The organism is Kitasatospora sp. cg17-2 (assembly GCF_054031055.1).
The window spans coordinates 3,862,510-3,881,192 of record NZ_CM132923.1; the positions used below are offsets into that span (position 1 = coordinate 3,862,510).

General features: G+C 73.6%; 20 protein-coding genes. 14 read left to right on the forward strand and 6 right to left on the reverse strand.

Features of this window, described 5'->3' with window-relative positions:
- Window positions 1-73: 73 nt before the first annotated feature.
- Window positions 74-1,360 carry a polysaccharide deacetylase family protein gene (locus ACW14Y_RS15935; RefSeq protein ID WP_380300039.1) on the forward strand — a complete coding sequence of 429 codons (1,287 nt, stop codon included), beginning with the start codon at window positions 74-76 and terminating at the stop codon, window positions 1,358-1,360.
- Between the two features lie 51 nt (window positions 1,361-1,411).
- On the opposite strand, the gene ACW14Y_RS15940 is transcribed toward ACW14Y_RS15935, so the two are convergent.
- From ACW14Y_RS15940 to ACW14Y_RS15950, 3 genes are all read right to left on the reverse strand, one after another.
- The gene (locus ACW14Y_RS15940) at window positions 1,412-2,320 is read right to left on the reverse strand and encodes a glycoside hydrolase family 6 protein (RefSeq protein WP_380388837.1); all 909 of its coding nucleotides are present in this window, start codon (window positions 2,318-2,320) and stop codon (window positions 1,412-1,414) included.
- 344 nt (window positions 2,321-2,664) lie between these two features.
- Entirely contained in the window at window positions 2,665-3,393 is a 729-nt protein-coding gene (locus ACW14Y_RS15945) for a uracil-DNA glycosylase (protein ID WP_380388835.1), read from the reverse strand.
- A gap of 102 nt (window positions 3,394-3,495) precedes the next feature.
- The gene (locus ACW14Y_RS15950; protein WP_456987273.1) at window positions 3,496-4,809 is read right to left on the reverse strand and encodes a low temperature requirement protein A; all 1,314 of its coding nucleotides are present in this window, start codon (window positions 4,807-4,809) and stop codon (window positions 3,496-3,498) included.
- Between the two features lie 254 nt (window positions 4,810-5,063).
- Between ACW14Y_RS15950 and ACW14Y_RS15955 the strand changes: the two genes are divergently transcribed.
- Window positions 5,064-5,843 carry an HAD-IIA family hydrolase gene (locus ACW14Y_RS15955; protein WP_380300047.1) on the forward strand — a complete coding sequence of 260 codons (780 nt, stop codon included), beginning with the start codon at window positions 5,064-5,066 and terminating at the stop codon, window positions 5,841-5,843.
- A gap of 463 nt (window positions 5,844-6,306) precedes the next feature.
- Window positions 6,307-7,422, forward strand: coding sequence for a Gfo/Idh/MocA family oxidoreductase (locus tag ACW14Y_RS15960; RefSeq protein WP_380440398.1), 1,116 nt, complete (start codon window positions 6,307-6,309; stop codon window positions 7,420-7,422).
- Window positions 7,423-7,497: 75 nt separating this feature from the next.
- Here ACW14Y_RS15960 and ACW14Y_RS15965 read toward each other — a convergent pair whose 3' ends face one another.
- Both ACW14Y_RS15965 and ACW14Y_RS15970 read right to left on the reverse strand, forming a co-directional pair.
- Window positions 7,498-7,920: a type II toxin-antitoxin system VapC family toxin gene (locus ACW14Y_RS15965; RefSeq protein ID WP_380388831.1), complete on the reverse strand. Its 423-nt coding sequence runs from the start codon at window positions 7,918-7,920 to the stop codon at window positions 7,498-7,500.
- Window positions 7,913-8,197 (reverse strand): type II toxin-antitoxin system Phd/YefM family antitoxin, encoded by a 285-nt coding sequence (locus tag ACW14Y_RS15970; RefSeq protein WP_030394189.1) that lies wholly within the window; start codon window positions 8,195-8,197, stop codon window positions 7,913-7,915. The genes ACW14Y_RS15965 and ACW14Y_RS15970 overlap by 8 nt, the downstream gene beginning before the upstream one ends.
- Window positions 8,198-8,327: 130 nt before the next feature.
- Between ACW14Y_RS15970 and ACW14Y_RS15975 the strand changes: the two genes are divergently transcribed.
- The 8 genes from ACW14Y_RS15975 (at window position 8,328) to ACW14Y_RS16010 (ending at window position 15,338) form a co-directional block, all read left to right on the forward strand.
- On the forward strand, window positions 8,328-8,750 hold the full coding sequence (locus ACW14Y_RS15975; protein WP_456987276.1) for a hypothetical protein: 423 nt from the start codon (window positions 8,328-8,330) through the stop codon (window positions 8,748-8,750).
- Window positions 8,751-8,756: 6 nt separating this feature from the next.
- On the forward strand, window positions 8,757-10,223 hold the full coding sequence (locus ACW14Y_RS15980) for a hypothetical protein (RefSeq protein ID WP_456987278.1): 1,467 nt from the start codon (window positions 8,757-8,759) through the stop codon (window positions 10,221-10,223).
- A complete protein-coding gene (locus ACW14Y_RS15985; RefSeq protein ID WP_456987280.1) occupies window positions 10,220-10,768 on the forward strand; it encodes a hypothetical protein in 549 nt (182 codons plus the stop codon). The genes ACW14Y_RS15980 and ACW14Y_RS15985 overlap by 4 nt, the downstream gene beginning before the upstream one ends.
- Window positions 10,769-10,844: 76 nt before the next feature.
- Window positions 10,845-11,141 carry a DUF6412 domain-containing protein gene (locus ACW14Y_RS15990; RefSeq protein ID WP_380300059.1) on the forward strand — a complete coding sequence of 99 codons (297 nt, stop codon included), beginning with the start codon at window positions 10,845-10,847 and terminating at the stop codon, window positions 11,139-11,141.
- Window positions 11,142-11,228: 87 nt separating this feature from the next.
- Window positions 11,229-11,957, forward strand: a complete 729-nt coding sequence (locus ACW14Y_RS15995; protein ID WP_456987282.1) for a YidC/Oxa1 family membrane protein insertase — start codon at window positions 11,229-11,231, stop codon at window positions 11,955-11,957.
- A 116-nt stretch (window positions 11,958-12,073) separates the two neighbouring features.
- Window positions 12,074-12,844, forward strand: coding sequence for a CDP-alcohol phosphatidyltransferase family protein (locus tag ACW14Y_RS16000; protein ID WP_380300063.1), 771 nt, complete (start codon window positions 12,074-12,076; stop codon window positions 12,842-12,844).
- A gap of 251 nt (window positions 12,845-13,095) precedes the next feature.
- Window positions 13,096-14,364, forward strand: coding sequence for a serine hydrolase domain-containing protein (locus ACW14Y_RS16005; protein WP_456987285.1), 1,269 nt, complete (start codon window positions 13,096-13,098; stop codon window positions 14,362-14,364).
- A gap of 65 nt (window positions 14,365-14,429) precedes the next feature.
- A complete protein-coding gene (locus tag ACW14Y_RS16010) occupies window positions 14,430-15,338 on the forward strand; it encodes an aminoglycoside phosphotransferase family protein (RefSeq protein ID WP_456987287.1) in 909 nt (302 codons plus the stop codon).
- A gap of 7 nt (window positions 15,339-15,345) precedes the next feature.
- Here ACW14Y_RS16010 and ACW14Y_RS16015 read toward each other — a convergent pair whose 3' ends face one another.
- Entirely contained in the window at window positions 15,346-15,783 is a 438-nt protein-coding gene (locus ACW14Y_RS16015; RefSeq protein WP_456987289.1) for a hypothetical protein, read from the reverse strand.
- A gap of 448 nt (window positions 15,784-16,231) precedes the next feature.
- Between ACW14Y_RS16015 and ACW14Y_RS16020 the strand changes: the two genes are divergently transcribed.
- The 3 genes from ACW14Y_RS16020 (at window position 16,232) to ACW14Y_RS16030 (ending at window position 18,673) form a co-directional block, all read left to right on the forward strand.
- The gene (locus ACW14Y_RS16020) at window positions 16,232-16,858 is read left to right on the forward strand and encodes an RNA polymerase sigma factor (RefSeq protein WP_380300071.1); all 627 of its coding nucleotides are present in this window, start codon (window positions 16,232-16,234) and stop codon (window positions 16,856-16,858) included.
- On the forward strand, window positions 16,855-17,880 hold the full coding sequence (locus ACW14Y_RS16025; RefSeq protein ID WP_380300073.1) for a CU044_5270 family protein: 1,026 nt from the start codon (window positions 16,855-16,857) through the stop codon (window positions 17,878-17,880). The genes ACW14Y_RS16020 and ACW14Y_RS16025 overlap by 4 nt, the downstream gene beginning before the upstream one ends.
- 115 nt (window positions 17,881-17,995) lie before the next feature.
- The gene (locus ACW14Y_RS16030) at window positions 17,996-18,673 is read left to right on the forward strand and encodes a peptidase inhibitor family I36 protein (RefSeq protein WP_380300075.1); all 678 of its coding nucleotides are present in this window, start codon (window positions 17,996-17,998) and stop codon (window positions 18,671-18,673) included.
- Window positions 18,674-18,683 lie beyond the last annotated feature (10 nt).

Here is an 18,683-nt window from a genome sequence, read left to right on the forward strand (position 1 = left end):
CTCAATTGTCCGAATTGACTGATGCGGGCACGGCCACGGCCATACCCGGTCCGGAACGACCCCAGGGGAGACGATGGGCAGCATCTCGCGCAGGACCGTGCTCACAGCCACCGCCGCGACCGCGGCCCTCGGAGCGGTGACGGCCTGCTCCGGGGGCGGCTCGGGATCGGCCTCCGCCTCCGGGTCCGGTTCGGGCCCCGCCCCCGCCCCCACCACCGGCGGGGCGAGCACCGGAACCGGCGCCTCCCCGAGCGGCACCCCGGCCAAGGGCACGCCGATCGGCGACGGCTCGACCTCCGACACCGGCCCGCAGCCCAACCAGCCCAAGCCGGAGAAGCTCAAGCCCGGCGAGCGCCCGCCGCAGTTCGTGGTGTTCTCCTGGGACGGCGCCGGAGCGACCGACGACGGCCAGTTCCCCCGGTTCCTCAAGCTCGCCGAGGAGCACAAGGCCTCGATGACCTTCTTCCTCTCCGGCATATACACCCTGCCCAAGGGCAGGTCCGAGCTGTACCACCCGCCGCTGCACTCGGTCGGCGCCTCCGACATCCCCTATCTGTCGGACGGCGCGGTCAAGAACACCATCAAGCTCGTCAGCCAGGCCTGGCTGGCCGGCCACGAGATAGGCACCCACTTCAACGGCCACTTCTGCTCGACCCGCCCGGACGGCAACGGCGTCAACAAGTGGAGCCCCCAGGACTGGCAGAGCGAGATCGACCAGGCCGTCGGCTTCGTGACCCAGTGGCGGACCAACACCGGCTTCACCGACGTCGACCCGCTCCCCTTCGACTACAAGAAGGAGCTGATCGGCGGCCGCACCCCGTGCCTGGAGGGGCAGAAGGCCCTGCTGCCGACGGCCGCCGCGCTCGGCTGGAAGTACGACGCCAGCTCCCAGGGCGGCCAGCAGATCTGGCCCCAGAAGGTGCAGGACGGGAAGGTCTGGGACCTCCCGCTGCAGAGCATCCCGTTCCCCGGACACACCTTCCAGGTGCTCTCCATGGACTACAACATCCTGGCCAACCAGTCGAAGGTCACCAACGGGGACCCGGCCAAGTTCAACGACTGGCGCACCCAGGCCAGGGACTCCTACCTGGCCGGCTTCGACCGCGCCTACAACGGCAACCGCGCGCCGCTCTTCATCGGCAACCACTTCGAGCAGTGGAACGGCGGCATCTACATGGACGCCGTCGAGGAGACCCTCAAGACGATCGCGGGCAAGCCCGAGGTCCGGCTGGTCTCGTTCAAGCAGTTCGTCGAGTGGCTGGAGGTGCAGGACCAGTCCACCCTCCGCAAGCTGCGCACCCTCAACGTCGGGCAGGCGCCGGCCGGCGGCTGGGAGAGCTTCCTCGGCGCGACCGGCTAGGGACCCGGGGACCCCTGCGGGGTGTCCGGCGGCGGCCTACCCGGCGGCGGCCTACCCGGCGGCGGGGGCGGCCGTCGCCAGGCCCAGCGCGTACGGGAGCCAGAACTCGCCCGCCCGGGGCTCGCCCCGGCCGCACTCGCCGTCCGACTCGCCCGGGTTCTTGATCCAGAGGAAGGCGTCCACCCCCGGCTGCCCGGTCTCCGTGGTGGGCGGCGTGCCGAGCGCGCGGCCGGGCGGGTTGCACCACGCCTCCGCGCCCAGCGGGCCGTTGCCGTTGCGGCTGGTGTCGACGACGAAGTGCTTGCCGTCCAGCAGGGCGGACAGCTGGGCCCCGTACGCGGTACTGCGGTCGGTGGCGTAGAAGTTGGAGACGTTCAGCGCGAAGCCGTCGGCCGCCGCGACCCCGGACTTGCGCAGGGCCTCGGCCAGCGCGGCCCGGTCCTGCACCCAGCCGGGGTTGCCCGCGTCCAGGTAGACCCGCACCTGCGGACGCTTCTTCAACTCCTGGACGGCGAAGGCCAGCAGGCCGTAGCGCTCGGCGGCGGCGTCGCCCTTGACCCCGCAGGCGTCCAGGGTGTGCGCGACCGCGTCGGGCTCCAGCACCACCCAGGCCCGGCGGTCACCGAGCGCCTCCGCGAGCCCGGTGACCCAGGCCCGGTAGGCGGCCGCGTCGGTGGCGCCGCCGGCCGAGTAGAGACCGCAGTCCCGGTGCGGGATGTTGTACGCGACGAGGACCGGCGTCCGGTCCGCCTCGGCGGCCCGCCGGCTCACCTGCTCGGCGGTGGCCCGGGCGGACTGGTCGGTCAGCCACTGCGAGGAGGGCCGGGAGGCGATCCGCAGCAGGGTGTCCGCCTCCGCCGTCCGGCCCTGGCCGCGCAGGGCGGCCACCTGCTGGGCGGCGGCGGTCCGGTCGGAGACGTAGAAGGTCTGACCGGGGAGCTGCGGCAGGGCGCCGGACACCGGCGGCCCGGACGCGGTCGCTACCCCCGGCGCCGCCCCGGGCACGACCGCCGCGGGTGTGGTGGCGGGAACGACCGCTCCCGTCGGGCTCCCCCCGGCGCAGCCCGCGATCCCCGCCACCAGCCCCAGCACTACCGCCCCCACGGCCGGCCGGAACCCAGCCCCTCGCCCAACTCGGCGCACGTACCGCCCCTCCCAGATCCGGCCCGGCGACCCGGTCCGGCCCCAGCTTCGCACACCGGGTACCGCCCGCCGTCCACCGGAAGGTGAACGACGGGCGGCCCGCGGCGCGGAGACGGACCGTCAGGAGACGATCCGGTCCGGGCGGCTCGGCCCGGACCGGCTCAGGCCTGCTTGAGGTCCGGGATCCGCCAGTCGATCGGGTCGACGCCGAAGCCCTCCAGCGCGGTGTTGATCTGCGAGAACGGGCGGCTGCCGAAGAACAGCTTGGCGGACAGCGGCGACGGGTGCGCGCCCTGGACCACCACGTGCTTCTCGGTGTCGATCAGCGGCAGCTTCTTCTTGGCGTAGTTGCCCCAGAGCACGAAGACCACCGGCTCCTCGCGCGCGCTCACCGCCTGGATCACCGCGTCGGTGAACTTCTCCCAGCCCTTGGCCTTGTGCGAATTGGCCTCGTGCGCACGGACCGTGAGCACCGCGTTGAGCAGCAGCACGCCCTGCTCGGCCCAGTGCATCAGGTAGCCGTTGTCCGGCGCCGGAATGCCGAGGTCGGCGTCCAGCTCCTTGAAGATGTTGCGCAGCGAGGGCGGCGTCCGGGTGCCGGGCAGCACCGAGAAGCTCATCCCGTGGGCCTGGCCGTCGTCGTGGTACGGGTCCTGGCCGAGCACGAGCACCCGGACCTTCTCGTACGACGTGGCCTCCAGCGCGGAGAACTCCTGCCCGCTCGGCGGGAAGACCTGGTGCTCCGCGCGCTGGGCCGCCACGAAGGCCGCCAGCTCGGCGAAGTACGGCTTCTCCGTCTCGGCGCCCAGCACCTCCCGCCAGGACTCCGGCAGCTCCAGACCGGCTCCCGATTCGGCCCCGCCCACGCTCGCCTCGACCGTGTCCGTCACGACGACATCTACCTCCCACCGAACGGCCGCTCACCGCGGAACCGCCCCGACCTGCGGGCATATCGCGCCCCTCGCGCCGTACGCCCTCTTTCACCCCGAACGCTACACAGGCCCACCGACAACCGGGTCCCCGGCCGCTTCCGCACCCGCCTCCCGGTCCGCTTCCGCGGCCGGTTCCGCGACCGCCGCCGCCGCGTTCACCCGCCGGTGCTCGACCACGTTCAGCACCACCAGCACCACCGCGAGCGTCACCAGCGCGGCGAGCGCCGGCCACCGCACCATCGCGGGCGCGAGCGCCAGGACCACCGCCGCCGCCACGATCCGGGTGGTGGCGACCGACCGGAACATCATCCAGCGCGTGTAGCCGAAGGTCAGCAGATACAGTCCGCACCCCCCGTACAGCAGCCCCACCGAGGCCGCGCCCAGCGACCGGCGGGGATCGGCCACCGTCTCGCCGAAGCCCACCGCCACCGCGATGACCGAGGCCGCCAGCGCCAGGTGCCCGTACTGGAAGACCCGGCGGACCAGGTCCCGGCGCGAGTCGGCGACGGTGACGGCGTGCCGCATGGCGTCGGCCGCGAAGACGAAGTACTGCCACCAGAGCCCGGCCGAGATGGTGAACGCGGCCGCGACCGCGACGAGTTCGGCCGCGTCGAGACGGACCGAGGCCGCGCTCGCGCCGATCCCGACGATCGACTCGCCGAGCGCCACCAGCAGGAACAGCGCGAACCGCTCCGGCATGTGCGACGGGTGGTAGGAGACGGCGGCCAGCTTGCGGCGGAACACCACCGGCCCGGACAGGTCGCAGAGCGCCGCCAGGGCCCAGAGGCAGACCCTCGGCCCCTCCGGCAGCAGCCCGCCCGCCACCAGCAGCGGCCCGCTGACCAGCACGCCCACCCCGTACGGCCCGCGCCAGACCCCCGGGATGCGCACCAGCAGGAACAGCAGCACCACCCGGGCCGCCCAGTACCCGGCGCCGAGCAGCACGCCCCGGTTCCCGTACGCGCCGGGCACGGCCAGCGCCATGACCAGGCCGGTGAACCCGACGGCCAGGATGCCCAGCCGGTCGCGCGGGGTGTCCACGTCGCGGATGTTGGCCTGCACCGTGGTGCCGACCCAGCACCAGTAGACCGGCACGAACACCACCAGCGCCTGCCCGATCCCGAGCAGGTCGTGGCGGTGGTGCAGCAGGCCCGACACCTGCGTGATGGCGAAGACGAAGATCAGATCGAAGTACAGCTCCGCCCAGGTGACCCGCTTCTCCGGCGGCCCCCCGGCCCGCTGTTCGTCCGGTCGTCCCCCCTCCGGCCCTCTCCCCTCCGGTCGTTCCGCGTCCGGCCGTCTCCCCGCCGACCGTTCCCCCTTCCCGACCGCCGATTCCTCGGCCTCCGCCGGAAGCTCCCCCGTGGTGCTCATCCGCCCCTCCTCGGTGCACACAGCGAGCGGGCCCGCCCGAAACATCGACCGGTGCGGGGCCCGCGACAGCAGTGCAGAGGCTAGACCAGCCAGTCCCGGCCCACCGCCCCGGTCCACCGGTCGGCGGCCCCTACGTGCGGCGGCCCGGGACGACTAGGCTGATCGCTGTTGGGGCAGCCATTGGCGCCCGGCCGGCCGCTGGTGTCCGGTCCGGTGCGATTTTCGAACCATCGCAAGACCTAGGAGACACCACCGTGGCAGACCGCAAGCCCATCGACACCTGGCTGACCGACATGGACGGGGTCCTCATCCACGAGGGCGTGCCGATCCCCGGCGCCGATGCCTTCATCAAGCGGCTGCGTGAGTCCGGCAAGCCGTTCCTGGTGCTCACCAACAACTCCATCTACACCCAGCGCGACCTGCACGCCCGGCTCTCCCGGATGGGCCTGGACGTCCCCGCCGAGCACATCTGGACCTCCGCGCTGGCGACCGCGAAGTTCCTCTCCGACCAGCGCCCGAACGGCACCGCGTACGTGATCGGCGAGGCCGGTCTGACCACCGCGCTGCACGACGTCGGCTACGTGCTCACCGACACCGACCCCGACTTCGTCGTCCTCGGCGAGACCCGGACGTACTCGTTCGAGGCGATGACCAAGGCCGTCCGACTGATCAACGACGGCGCCCGGTTCATCGCCACCAACCCGGACGAGACCGGCCCGTCGGCCGAGGGCGCGCTCCCCGCCACCGGCTCGGTCGCCGCCCTCATCACCAAGGCCACCGGTGTGGAGCCCTACTTCGTCGGCAAGCCCAACCCGCTGATGATGCGCGCCGGCCTGAACGCCATCGGCGCCCACTCCGAGCGGAGCGCGATGATCGGCGACCGGATGGACACCGACATCGTCTCCGGCATGGAGGCCGGCATGTCGACCTTCCTGGTCCTCACCGGCCTCACCCTGGCCGGCGAGGTGGAGCGCTTCCCGTACCGGCCGACCCAGGTGGTCGACTCGATCGCGGACCTGGTCGACCTGATCTGAGGCCCGGTCACCGGTCCTCGGTCCCACGGCACCTCGAAGGCCCTCCCGCTTCCGGCGCGGGAGGGCCTTCGCCGTGGCCGCCGCCGCCCGGCGCGGGCCGGCCGCTCCTCAAGGTGTCCTTAAGCCGCCCCTAACCGCACCGATGACCCTCAGCGGCGCGGCCCGGCGCGGTTAACGTGAGCGCCACGCCGGGTCCCCCACACCGGCGCCCGGCGGCCACCACCGCCGGTCTCCACCCGGGTCTGCCGCCGCCGCGCCCCCACCGCGGCGGCGGCAACACCTGAGCGGACAGCGCTGCCGACGCCGGTCCGCACGCCCCGGGCGCGCATGCCCCGGACCGCATGCCCGGGTGCGCATGCCCGGGTCCGAATACCCCGGCACACCCCGGCACACCCCGGCCCGAACGCCGCGGCCCGACGCCGAAACCGGGGCCAACCGGGCGCACCGTGGTTGAGTAGGGCGCATGACCACCTCCGCGCGCCCCGCCGCCCCCGGAGCTCCCGGCTCCCGCCCGCCCTTCCGCGTCGGTCTGATCGGCTACGGCCTGGCCGGCTCCGCCTTCCACGCCCCTCTGATCGCCACCACCCCCGGACTCCGGCTCGCCGCGGTGGTCACCGCCAACCCCGACCGCCGCGCCCAGCTGCGGCAGGAGCACCCCGACGCCCTTGCCGTCGACACCCCCGAGCAGCTGCTCGCCGACCCCGACGCGCTCGACCTGGTCGTCATCGCCTCCCCCAACCGCACCCACGCCCCGCTCGCCCGCGCCGCCCTGCGGGCCGGACTGGCCACCGTGGTCGACAAGCCGCTCGCCGCCACCGCCGCCGAGGCCCGCGAGCTCTGCGCGCTCGCCGGATCGAGCGGCACCCTGCTCACCGTGTTCCAGAACCGCCGCTGGGACGGCGACTTCCTCACCGCCGCGCGACTGGTCCGCGAGGGCGCGCTCGGCCGGGTGCACCGCTTCGAGTCCCGCTTCGAGCGGTTCCGGCCCAAGCCGAAGCCCGGCTGGCGCGAGCTCGCCGACCCGGCCGAGGTCGGCGGCACCCTCTACGACCTCGGCAGCCACCTCGTCGACCAGGCGCTCACCCTCTTCGGGCCGGTCGACACGGTGTACGCGGAGATCGACGTGCGGCGCGACGGCGCGGTGGTCGACGACGACGCCTTCCTCGCCCTCACCCACGCCAACGGCACCCGCTCCCACCTGTGGACCAGCGCGATCGCCCCGCTCGTCGGCCCCCGGCTGCGGGTCCTCGGCGACGCCGCCGGATACGTCAAGCCCGGCATGGACCCGCAGGAGGCGGCCCTCCGGACCGGCCTGCGCCCCGACGGCACCATGCCCTGGGGCGCCGACGACCCCGACCAGTACGGCACCCTCGGCACCGACGGGTCCACGACCCCGCTGCCCACCGACCCCGGCGACTACCCCGCCTTCTACGCGGGCGTCGCCGCCGCCCTGGCCACCCCCGGCACCCCGCCGCCGGTCGACCCGCAGGACGCCGTCGCCACCCTGACCGTGCTGGAGGCCGCCCGCGCCTCGGCCGCCACCGGCACCGCCGTCCGGCTGGAGGCCGTTCCCGCCTGAGCCGCTCCGTCGGCCGCCCGTGCCCGTGCCCGCGCCCTGCCGCAGGCGCGGGCGCGGGCACGGGCACGGGGCCGTTCAGATCCCGATGACCTCGACCGCCGAGCCCAGCCCCTTGAAGTCCGAGATGTTGCGCGTGTACAGCGGCAGCCCGTGCGCGGAGGCGATCGCGGCGATCATCAGATCGATCCGCCGCGGCCGCGGCTGCCGCCCGGCCGCGATCGTCAGCGTCACCAGGGTCCCGTAGCGGGCGGCGGCGGCCCCGTCGAAGGGCAGCGGCTCGAAGTCCGCCATCGCCGCGCCCAGCACCTCCAGCCGGGCCGCCCGGCTGACCGGGTCACGGGCCATCGACACACCCTGCTGCAGCTCCGCGAAGGTGATCGCGGTCAGCTCCGGCACCGCCGGCAGATCGCCCGGGCCGAGCAGCGCCAGGTCGATGTAGACACACGTGTCCAGCACCCCGGCGGGCCGCCGCCGGGCCGCCCGCCGCCGCTCAGCCACGCGGCCGCTCGAACGGGTCGCCGTCCTCGTCCCCGACCAGCTCCTCCGGCCCGAAGTACTCCTCGGACTCCTTGCGCATCTGCTGGTAGTCCACCCGCGGCAGCTTCACGTGCCGCGCCACCAGTTCCTCGGCCGTGAGCCGCCGGCGCCCCGCCACCGGCCGCAGCTCGGCGACCTCGACCCCGTTCCTGGTGATGTGGAAGATCTCCCCCGCCTCCACCGCGTCCATCACCGCGGCGGAGTTGTTCCGGAACTCCCGCTGGGTAATCGTCTTCATGCTTTCCAAGGTAGCCCCGTGTAGCACCCGCGGCTACGCCTCGCGCACCGGTCCGTCGAAAATCCGCCGCCCCGGGGCCGCCGCCGCGTTACCGTACGACATCGACCGATCACGCTGGGGGGCTCCGACCGTGGCCGACACGACCGCCGAAGCACAGCAGAATCCTTGGCTCCACGGCCAGGACGGCCCACCGCCCGGCCTCCCCCGCCCCGCCGCCGGACCGGGCCCCTGGGCGGACGGCCCCTCGGCCGGCGCACCCGTCCACGTCGAACCGCCCGCCCTCCGGCTCGCCGCCACCGCCTCCCGCCGCCTCCAGGGCGAACTGCGGCAGGCCGTCGGTCACGCCGAACCGGACACCGGCGCCGCCGCCACCGCCCTGACCGCCGACGGCTTCGCCACCGGCGCCGCGCTCACCCAGGTCCTCGGCTGGTGGAAGACCCGCTGGACCGGCCTCGACCAGCGCCTCGGCCTCGCCGCCGACCGGCTGGACGCCACCGCCACCGCCTACCGGTCGGCCGACACCGGTGCCGCCTCCGCGTTCCGGGCGCCCTGAGCCGTGGTGACCTTCGACCGGCTCCGGCACGCCGCCCTCGCCCCGCTCGACCGGGCCGGGGACACCTGGAACGGCCTCGCCGGGCACGCCGAACAGCTCGCCGGCCAGGTGCGCTCCGGCGTCCTCCAGCCGCTCACCGGGGCGGCGCCGAGCCCCCTCGCCGCCGGCGGCGCCCGCGCCTGGACCGGTGTCGCGGCCGACGAGGCCACCCGGGAGATCGGCCTGCTCGCCGACGAGCTGACCGCCTTCCACTACGAGGCCCTCGCCGTCACCGCCGCCCTCCGCCGGGCCACGTCCGCGTTCACCCGCGCCCAGCAGGACCTGAGGCGCGCCATCGGCGACGCCGAGGCCCTCGGCGCCACCGTCACCACCGACGGCACCGTCACCCTGCCCCCGCTCCCGCCGGAGGACCGCAACGACCCCGACGCGGTCGCCTACCGGCGGCGGCAGTGGGAGGAGCTGCAGCAGCACGTCGAGGCGATGCGGAAGGCGGTGGCGGCCGCCACCGAGGCCGATGCGACGGCCGCGGCGGCGCTGCGCACCCTCGACCCGGCCGAGGTCGACCCGGCGACCCGGCCGGGGGCGGTGGCGGAGGCCAAGGCCGATCTGCTCGGCGCGGTCGGCATGCCGAAGGACCGCAAGGACATTCCGGCCTGGTGGGCGACGGTGGACCCGGCCGTCCGCGCGCAGCTGCTGGACCTGGCACCGGGCCGCCTGCTCGAAGCCGGGGTTCTCGACCCGACCTATGTGTGGACGGCTCCGGACAGCGGGGCCGGTCCGTTCTACTCCCGCGAACCAGGTGTCGGCGAACACTCGTTCCGTGCGTTCGCCGGGCTGCTCATGGCCGGCGGCACCTTCGCGGGCCGCACGGACGCGGCCCGCAATCTGCAGCACTTCCTCGACGGGACCGGAGAGCCGCTGACTGTGGACGTGGACCGGATGCTTCGCGACGACCCGCAGTTCCGCGACCATGTGGCGACCCTGCTCACCGCGAACGACGCCCAGTGGCGGGAGACGGCACTGGCCGCCTACCAGAAGTCGGGCGGCGCTCCGGTCGCCGTGCCGGTGGAGACTCCGCGCACCAAGACCAATGACTACACGTTCCCGGAGGGCAGTCAAGCGAACTGGTTCACCGCCGTGGGCAGTCAGGCATGCGTGCTGTCGGGCGTGGTCACGGTGCGGCCCGGGCCCGACGGCAATCCCTCGGTGTCCATGAAGTACCAGGTCAATGTGTGGGACCGGTACAACTGGGACGCGGGCAAGAGCACCAACATCGTCGGTGTGCGGGTCTCGGACTCGGACATGCAGGGCCTCCATCAGACCGGCCTGGCGCAGGAGTACAACCTGAGCGGCCGGAGCACTCCGTACGACCGACCGGTCAGCGGCGGCGCACCGGTCGTACCGGCGGGCACGGGTGAGCGCTACAGCGATCGCGAGGGCGGTCCCACCGACCCCGGGAGGCAGACCCGATGAGTTCCACGACGCGCCCGGCCCCGGCGGCCCCACGCTCCCGGAGGAGGCCGCTGCTCGGTTTGCTCACGGTGTTCCTCCTGCTCCTGGCCGCCGGGGTGGCCGGGCTCTACTGGGTCGACTACGACCTGCGCCATCCGAAGGCCGACAGTGGGCGACCGGGTGCCTGGATGACCGTCGACCGGGACGAGGTGTCCGGGTTCGCCCACGTGACGGTCCCCGTGTCCGCGGAGGATGTCCGGTGGGGCTACCAGAACGGCTTCCAGGACGACTTCGCCGTTCTCGCGTTCCGAATCCCACAGGGCGAGCTGGAGGAATACAAAGGCTCCCTAGCCGCTTCCGGGTGGGCCGACACCAAGTACGTCCCGCAGATCGACCTCGACGGTTTCCAACACATCGGCGTCCCCGCTCCCTCGACCACTTCTCCGCTGACCTGCGGGGACTTCTACACTCCCGGCAAGGCCAAGAACATCGGCACCAGGGTCTGCGTCGCTTCCCGGTCCGACGGGACTAGCCAGGTTTGGGTCAGCGCTGTCCACACCCCCTGAAACCCCGGCCCGGCCGGTCTCCCCGTCTGGCATCATCAGTAGCAGTACTGGTCCGGAGCGCAGAGGAGGCAGGGACGTGGCCGTGGTCGCGATGCTGCTCGGGCTGCTCCGGGTGCTGAGTGGGGAGTGGCTCGCCGAGGGTGGCGGGTCGCTGACGTCGGTGGCGGCCGCGGCCGCCGTGGTGCTGCTGACCGGGGCGGTCGCGGGGGCGCTGGTCGTCGCGCGGACGCTGGGGGCGCGGGCGCCGGCGAGTGTGCGGGCCGGGGTGCTGCGCAGGCACGCGTTCCGGACGGCCTTCCTCCCGCAGCGTGATCCGGATGCCCGGGGCCGTCAGCGCCCGAGGGCCCCGGGAGCGGTCCCGGCGGCCGCCTAGCACCGGGGATTCCTTCACCACCGGCCCGTCGCGGCCGTCCTCCGTCGATCACTCGTACCCCGAGACCCCCGGAGGGCTCGCTCCACCATGTCCGTTTTCGCAATCCTCGACCCGGCCGTCGGCCTGGCCCACGATGTCGTCGCCGCGTTCGCGCAGGTCGTCCCGACCGCGCTCGCGATCGTCCTGTTCACCGTCTGCGTCCGGCTGGCGCTGCACCCGCTGGCGCGGGCGGCCTCGCGCGGCGAGAAGGCGCGGGCCCGGCTGGCGCCGCGGATCGCCGAGTTGAACCGCAAGCACAAGGGCCGTCCGGAGAAGCTCCAGGCCGCGCTCGCCGAGCTGTACCGGGAGGAGAAGGCCTCGCCGTTCGCGGGCTGCCTGCCGATGCTGGTGCAGATCCCCTTCTTCTCCGTGATGTACCGGCTGTTCACCACTCCGAACGACCTGCTCGGCCACACCCTGTTCGGCGCCCCGCTGGGGCTGCACGTGGGTTCGGCGCACGGTGCGGGCGAGTGGGCGGTGTTCGCGGTGCTGTACGCGGGGCTGGCGGCGCTGGGGTACGTCAACTTCCGGCGGGCCCGCCGGGCCCAGGCCAAGCAGGCCGCACAGGCGCCGCAGCCGGCCCAGGGCCAGGGCGCGCAGGCACAGCCCGCGCTCGCCCTCCTGCCGTACCTCTCCTTCGGCACCGTGCTGTTCGCCGCCCTCGTCCCGCTGGCGGCCGCGGTCTACCTGCTGACCACCAGCACCTGGACGGCGGCCGAGCGGGCCTGGCTGTACCGGGACGGGGCCCCGGAGCCGGCGGTTCCGGCGCTGGCCTGAGGCCGGGTCGGCCGGTCCGCCCGGCCTCCTCTAGCCTGTGTGATCGTTTGGGCCGGTCGGCCGGAACGATCACACAGGTGGACCCAGTGGACTCGGGTGAAGGGAAGGGTGGGGTCATGGCGGTCGCTGCGCCGGCGTTGGCCGAGTTGCGGGAGGTCTGTCAGCCGCGGGCGAAGCTGGCGAGCCGCAACGGGGAGCACTGGGCGGGCCGGCTCTACATGCGCGCTGTGTCGCTGCGGGTCACCCGGCAGCTGGTGCGGACCTCGGTGTCGCCGAACACCCTGACCTGGCTGATGGTGGTCTGCGGGGTCGGGGCGGGGGCGGCGCTGCTGGTCCCCGGGTTGCCGGGCGCGGTGCTGGCGGCGGTGCTGTTCCAGGGGTTCCTGCTGTTCGACTGCGTCGACGGCGAGGTGGCCCGCTGGAAGCGGCAGTTCAGCACCGCCGGGGTTTACGTGGACCGGCTCGGCGCGTATCTGGCGGACGCGGCGCTGATGGTCGGCGCGGGTGTCCGGGCGGCCCGGGGCGGGTCCGAGCTGTGGGTGTCGGTGGGCCTGGCGGCGGCGCTCGGCGTGGTGCTGCTGAAGGCGTCGACGGATCTGGTGGACGTGGCGCGGGCGCGCAGCGGGCTGGCTCCGGCGGACGAGGAGTCGACGCAGCCGCGTTCGCAGGGCATCGCGACGGCGCGCCGGCTGGCGTCGGTGTTCAAGATCCACCGGGTGACCAACGGCATCGAGGCCTCGCTGGTGCTGCTGGCGGCGGCGGTGGCCGACGCGGCGGTCGGCGGCCTCGGCCCGACCCGGGCGGTGGTGGCCGGTATCGCGGTGATCACCTGGGGCATGGTGGTGGCGCACCTGGCCTCGATCCTGTCCTCCTCGCGACTGCGGTAGCCCGCCGCGCCGTCGGGCGCCGAGTGGCGAACTCGCCGATGCGGGCGCGGCGTTGCACCGGGGCCGTCCGATGTCAAGACCGCCAGTACCGAGCGGCCGCCGCCCGACCCCCGCCGTTCGACCGGGGCACCCGCTACCCCCGTCGGACGGCCGGGGGCGGCCGAGGCCGGTCCGCAGGATGACGCGGGCCGGCCGGGTCAACTGCGAGCCTGAACCCGGAGGGCCCGAGGTCCGGGCCGGAGGGGTTCACCATGACGTTCCGTCAGAATTCTTATGTTGTCGACAAGTTGAGCAGGACACGACGACTGGGCAGTCGACTGGCCGCCGTCGCCCTGGCGGGTGCCGCCGTCGGTACGCTCGCCCCGGCCGCGGTGGCGGCGCCCGCCGCCACCGCGGCCGACGCCCGTCGCGGCGGGGTCGACGCGCGGGCGGAGCTGAAGGCGTTCCTCGCGGACGGCGCCTCGACGGCCGCGTTCGCCGAGGTCCGGGAGGACGGCCGGCGGGTCTGGCGCGACGCGGTGGGCACCTCCGACCTGGCCACCGGGCAGCCGGTCAGGCCGGACGGCCGGTTCCGGATCGGCAGTGTCACCAAGGCCTTCGTGTCCACGGTCCTGCTGCAGCTGGCCGGGGAGGGACGACTGCGGCTGGACGACCCGATCGAGCGCCACCTGCCGGGCGTCGTCCCCAACGGCGGCGCGATCAGCGTCCGCCAGCTGCTCAACCACTCCAGCGGTCTGTACGACTACCTGGAGGACCCGCAGTTCTTCTTCCAGGACGAGGCGAGCCTGCGCGACTACGCGCTCGGGAACCGCCGTTGGCAGGACTACCGGCCGGAGCAGCTGGTCGCGATCGGTGTCGCGCACGCGCCCTACTTCGCCCCGGGCCAGGGATGGAAGTACTCGAACACCAACTACATCCTGGCCGGCATGCTGATCAACAAGCTCACCGGCCACAGTTGGCAGAGCGAGGTGACGCGGCGGATCGTCCGGCCGCTGCACCTGGACGACACCGTGTTCCCCGGCTCGGAGACCGGGATACCCGGCCCGAACGCGCATGCCTACGCGAAGCTGCCGGAGGGGCCGGCGGACATCACCAGGCTCAACCCGACCGTCGGCGACGCGGCCGGCAACGGCATCTCCACCACCGCCGACCTCGACCGCTTCCACGCCGCCCTGTTCGGCGGCAAGCTGCTGCGGCCCGCCGAGCAGACCGCGCTCACCACCACGGTGCCGACCGGGTCGGGCCACAGCTCGTACGGGCTCGGCGTGGCCAACGCGGACTTCGGCTGCGGCCCGCTGTGGGGCCACGACGGGGGTCTGCCGGGCTGGGGGACGCTGATGTTCGGCACGGCGGACGGCAAGCGGCAGGTGGCGCTGTCGTACAACCCGTACGAGGGCGCCGACCAGTCCGGGCTGGAGACGGCGGTCGTCGCGCTCGCGGTGAAGACGCTCTGCGGCCCGACGGCCCCGGCCGTCCCCGCCGCGGACGCAGTGGCGGCCCTGCGGGTCACCGGCCGCTGAGACGCGGCGGGGGCAGCCGAAAACCATTTGCCCCGCCCGGCCGCACGGCGGTCGGATGGTGCCCCATGAACAGCGACACCGTGCACCTGCACCCCGGCCAGCACCCCATCGACGAGGACCTCGTCCGGCGCCTGGTCGCCGACCGGTTCCCGCAGTGGGCCGGGCTGCCGGTGACGCGCTTCCCCTCCGGCGGCACCGTCAACGCCATGTACCGGCTGGGCGAGGCGATGGTGGTCCGGCTGCCGCTGGTGGACTGGGGGGCACCCGACGTACTGATGGAGCAGGAGTGGCTGCCGAGGCTGGCGCCGCTCCTGCCCGTCGCCGTTCCGGAGGTGCTCGGCGCGGGCGGACCCGCCGAGGGGTACCCGTGGCCGTGGTCGGTGTACCGCTGGCAGGACGGCGCCAACCCGCGGCCGGGAGCGCTGCGCGAGCCGGTGCGGCTGGCCGAGGACCTCGCCGGTTTCGTGACCGCGATCCGCTCGCTCACCCTGCCGGACGCCCCGCCCTCCTACCGGGGCGGGCCGATCGGGCTGCTCGACGAGGAGACCAGGACGGCTATCGGGGAGCTGCGGGCGCTGCCCGAGGAGGGCGTCGACTGCGCGGCCGTGACCGCCGTCTGGGAGGACGCGTTGGCCGCCCCGGCCTGGGACGGGCGGACGGTGTGGCTGCACTCCGACCTGATGCCGGGCAATCTGCTGGTGGACGGGGGCGGGCGGCTCAGCGGGGTGATCGACTTCGGCTGCGCGGGCGTCGGCGACCCGTCCTGCGACCTGATGCCCGCGTGGAACCTGCTGCCGCCCGAAGCGCGCGCGGTCTACCGCGCAGCCCTCGACGTGGACGACGCCACCTGGCGGCGCGGGCGCGGCCGGGCACTGGCGCTGGCGTTGAACGCGCTGCCGTACTACCGGGAGACCAATCCGGCGATGGCGGAGAACGCCCGGCATGTGATTCGGGAGATCCTGAGCGGGTCCTGAACCCACATCAACCCCGGACCAGCGTCCACAAGGTGAGCGGGGCGGTGTGCATGCCCCCGATGAGTCGGTGCCCTTCGCCCTCCGTGACTTTGCTCGTCAGCGTGAGGTAGCAGTGCCGGGGCGCGTCGAAGCGGATCGTCACCACGTTACCGGAATCCGGGTCGTAGGAGGCTTCCCAGGTGCCGTCCGCCACCTCCAACCAGTTGCCCGCCCCCTTGGCCGCCGCAGGTTCGAGGCAAGCGGCGGCCGGTACCACCGACGGGCCGAGCCGCCCGCCCTCCACCAGCTCCAGCCGCGTTCCGTCCGCCCCCTGCCCGGCCCACCGGCCGACCGGGCTCGGCGGCGGCGGTTCGGTGAGGACGTCTCGGAGGGCGATCAGGCCGAGCGGTACGAGCAGGAACGCGAGCACGACCGCCGGTATCGCATACCTCGTGGCTCTGGTCATGCCGGGACGCTAGCAGCACGGCCCGTTGGGGCTCCGCCTGCGCTTCGGGGAGGAGCCTGCTCCCGCCGATCGGCAGATGGACGGCGGCTCCCGACCCCGGGGACGATGGGGTGCGCCCCCGACCTGGCCGACCGGGCAGCCGGTCAGGCCGGGCGCGCGGGAGCGAGGCGGCTGCTCGGCCGTGCGGTGGCCGCCCTCGCGGTGACGGTCGTGGAGGAAGTCCGACCGGAGCCGACAACGGCCGGGGCGAGGTTCGAAGCAGCCTCCGGCCCACCGGGGTGGCACAGTTGACCCCGGAAAGGGCGCGGCCTTCCCGGGGGGATCCGCAACAGGGAGTTCGGCGTCCGCACCGGCGCTTCGCCCCTCGGGGTGCCGGCCTTCCCAATTTCCCCAAGATTCCCTGGAACCCTCTCCGCCCTGCGGACACCAGATCTGCGTGGAGTCCTCCTTGTCCAGTAAGCAGACGCAGGCCGGCGAGCGCCAGATCTTCGCCGAGCTCTACGATCAGCACGCTCGCACGGTCTTCGCGCACGCGTACAGATCGACCGGGGACCGCGACCTCGCGGACGACATCGTCTCGCTGACCTTCCTCGAAGCCTGGCGGCTCCGGAAGAAGCTCCGCGACGAGGTGCTCCACCCCCGGGCGTGGCTGCTGGCCATCGCCACCAATGTGCTCCGCAACACCGCCCGGACGGCGCGCCGGCACCGTGACGCGATGTCCCGCCTCCCCCGCCGCGATCCGATCCCCGACTTCGCCGACGAGGTGGTCGGCCGGATCACCGACGCCAATACGGCCGCTGCCGCCGTCCGCGCGCTCGACCAGCTCGCCGTTCCCGAGCGCGAGGTCTTCACGCTCGTCGTCTGGTCGGGGCTCGGCTACGCGGAGGCCGCCGAGGCGCTGGGCATACCCGTCGGCACCGTCCGCTCCCGGCTCTCCCGGGTCCGGGACAAGCTCCGCCGGATCGTCGACGCCGAGGATCCCCCCGCGCCACGGGTCCCCTCCGCCTCGTCGACGCCCGCCGGTCTCACCATCAGTCATCAGTCCGTGGGCCACCACCAGGAAAGGCGGCCATGACCAACCCACGCACCGACCACACCGAGTGGGACGAGCACTACGAGCGCCGTGAACTCGCCCGGCTGCTCCCCCCGCCGCCCCACTTGGAACCCTCGCTCTCGCAACTGGCCGACCGCCGTGACTTCCTGCTCACCGAGTTCGCCCGGCCCCGTCCCTTCTCCGGTCTCACCACCCGGTGGCGGGGCCTGGTCCTGGTGACCGCCGTCGCGACCGCCGCGGCCATCACGGCGATGACGCTCGCCCCGGAACCCTCCTCCACGGAGGAGGCGCCGCCCGCCACCGCCGCCTCCGTGGAACTCCTCGACCGGATCGCCAGGGTCGCCTACACCCAGCCGCAGCCCTCGGCCCAGGACAGCCAGTACACCTACATCAGGACCGTCGGCCACACCACCGCGCTGGCGGAGTCCGCCGACGGTTCGATGCAGCGCAGCACCACGACGACGAACATCGAGCGGTGGACGGCGGTGAACGGCGCCCGCCCGGGCCTCCAGCGCCGGGACGGCGGTGAGCAGCAGCTTCCCGCGCCGGACCCGGTCTCCCTGAACGCGCCCAGCTACCGGATGCTGGCCGGTCTGCCGAGCGAGCCCGAGGCCCTGACCAAGCTCATCTACGCCGATGCCGGGTACAACCACGGCGCCGGGTCCGCTTCGACCACCGGTTCCGACCAGGAGGCCTTCGTCACCATCGGCGACCTGCTGTGCAACGCGGTCGCGCCGCCCGCCGTCTCCGCCGCCCTGTACCGGGCGGCGGGCCGGATCCCCGGTGTGACGACCGTCGACGACGCGGTCGACGCGGTCGGACGCCACGGGGTGGCCGTCGCCCGGGTGCACGACGGCACCCGGTTCGAGTGGATCTTCGACCAGCGGACGATGCGGCTGCTGGGCAAGCGCGCCGTGCTCGTGAAGGACGGTCCGTGGGGCCGGGCCGGGGACGAGGTGAACTCCGTCGCGCTGGTCGCGCAGGGCATCGTGGGCGCTCCGGGCGAGGGGGTCGCGATCGAGACCGCAGAATCAAGCCAATGACCGAATTCGGTCAGCCATTGTCCGGTCCTCGTCGGAACTATTGTGCGAACGGCGGATCCGGCGTTGGGTCGTGGCAGCACTGTCCTGCCACGACTCACCAAGGGAGAAGCTGACCGTGCGTTCCTTCCGCACGCTCGCCGTCGTCACCGCTGTCGCCGGCGCGCTCGCGCTCGCGGCCCCGGCGGCCATGGCGACGCCCGCGCCGTCCGTTCCGACGGCCCCGTCCGCCGACGTCCCGCAGTCCGCCGGCCCGGCGAAGGCAACGCCGTCCACGCCGGTGATCGCCACCTACCGGGGCAAGAAGATCGACCTGGCCAAGGGCTGGGCCGGCGCCAGCGTCTGCACCGAGGTGAAGGGCGGCGCGGTGTACTGCCACGACAGTGTCGCCGAGGCCGACCGGGCGCTCACCACCCTCGACCCTGCGGCCGCCCTCGCCGTGCAGGAGGCCAAGGCCGCCGGCGCCTCGGCCCCCGCCACCGGCGGCCAGGTGGCGCAGTCCACCTCGGACTGCCCGTCGGGCTGGGCCTGCCTCTGGGAGGACATCAACTTCTCCGGCCTGCTGCTGCGCTGGTCGGAGCCCGGCACCAAGTACCTCTCCGACTGGTCCTTCCGCGACCGGGCCAGCTCCGCCTGCGTGTTCCGCAACGGCGGGGACCTGACGCTCTACGACGACCGCACCCTGCAGCCGGACCCGTCGGTCTACCTGTGGAACGGCAACTGCTACAACCTCACCAGCCTCAGCTACCCCTACGGCGGCAGCTGGAACGACAAGGCCGACTACATCGTGCTCTGAGGTCGCACTC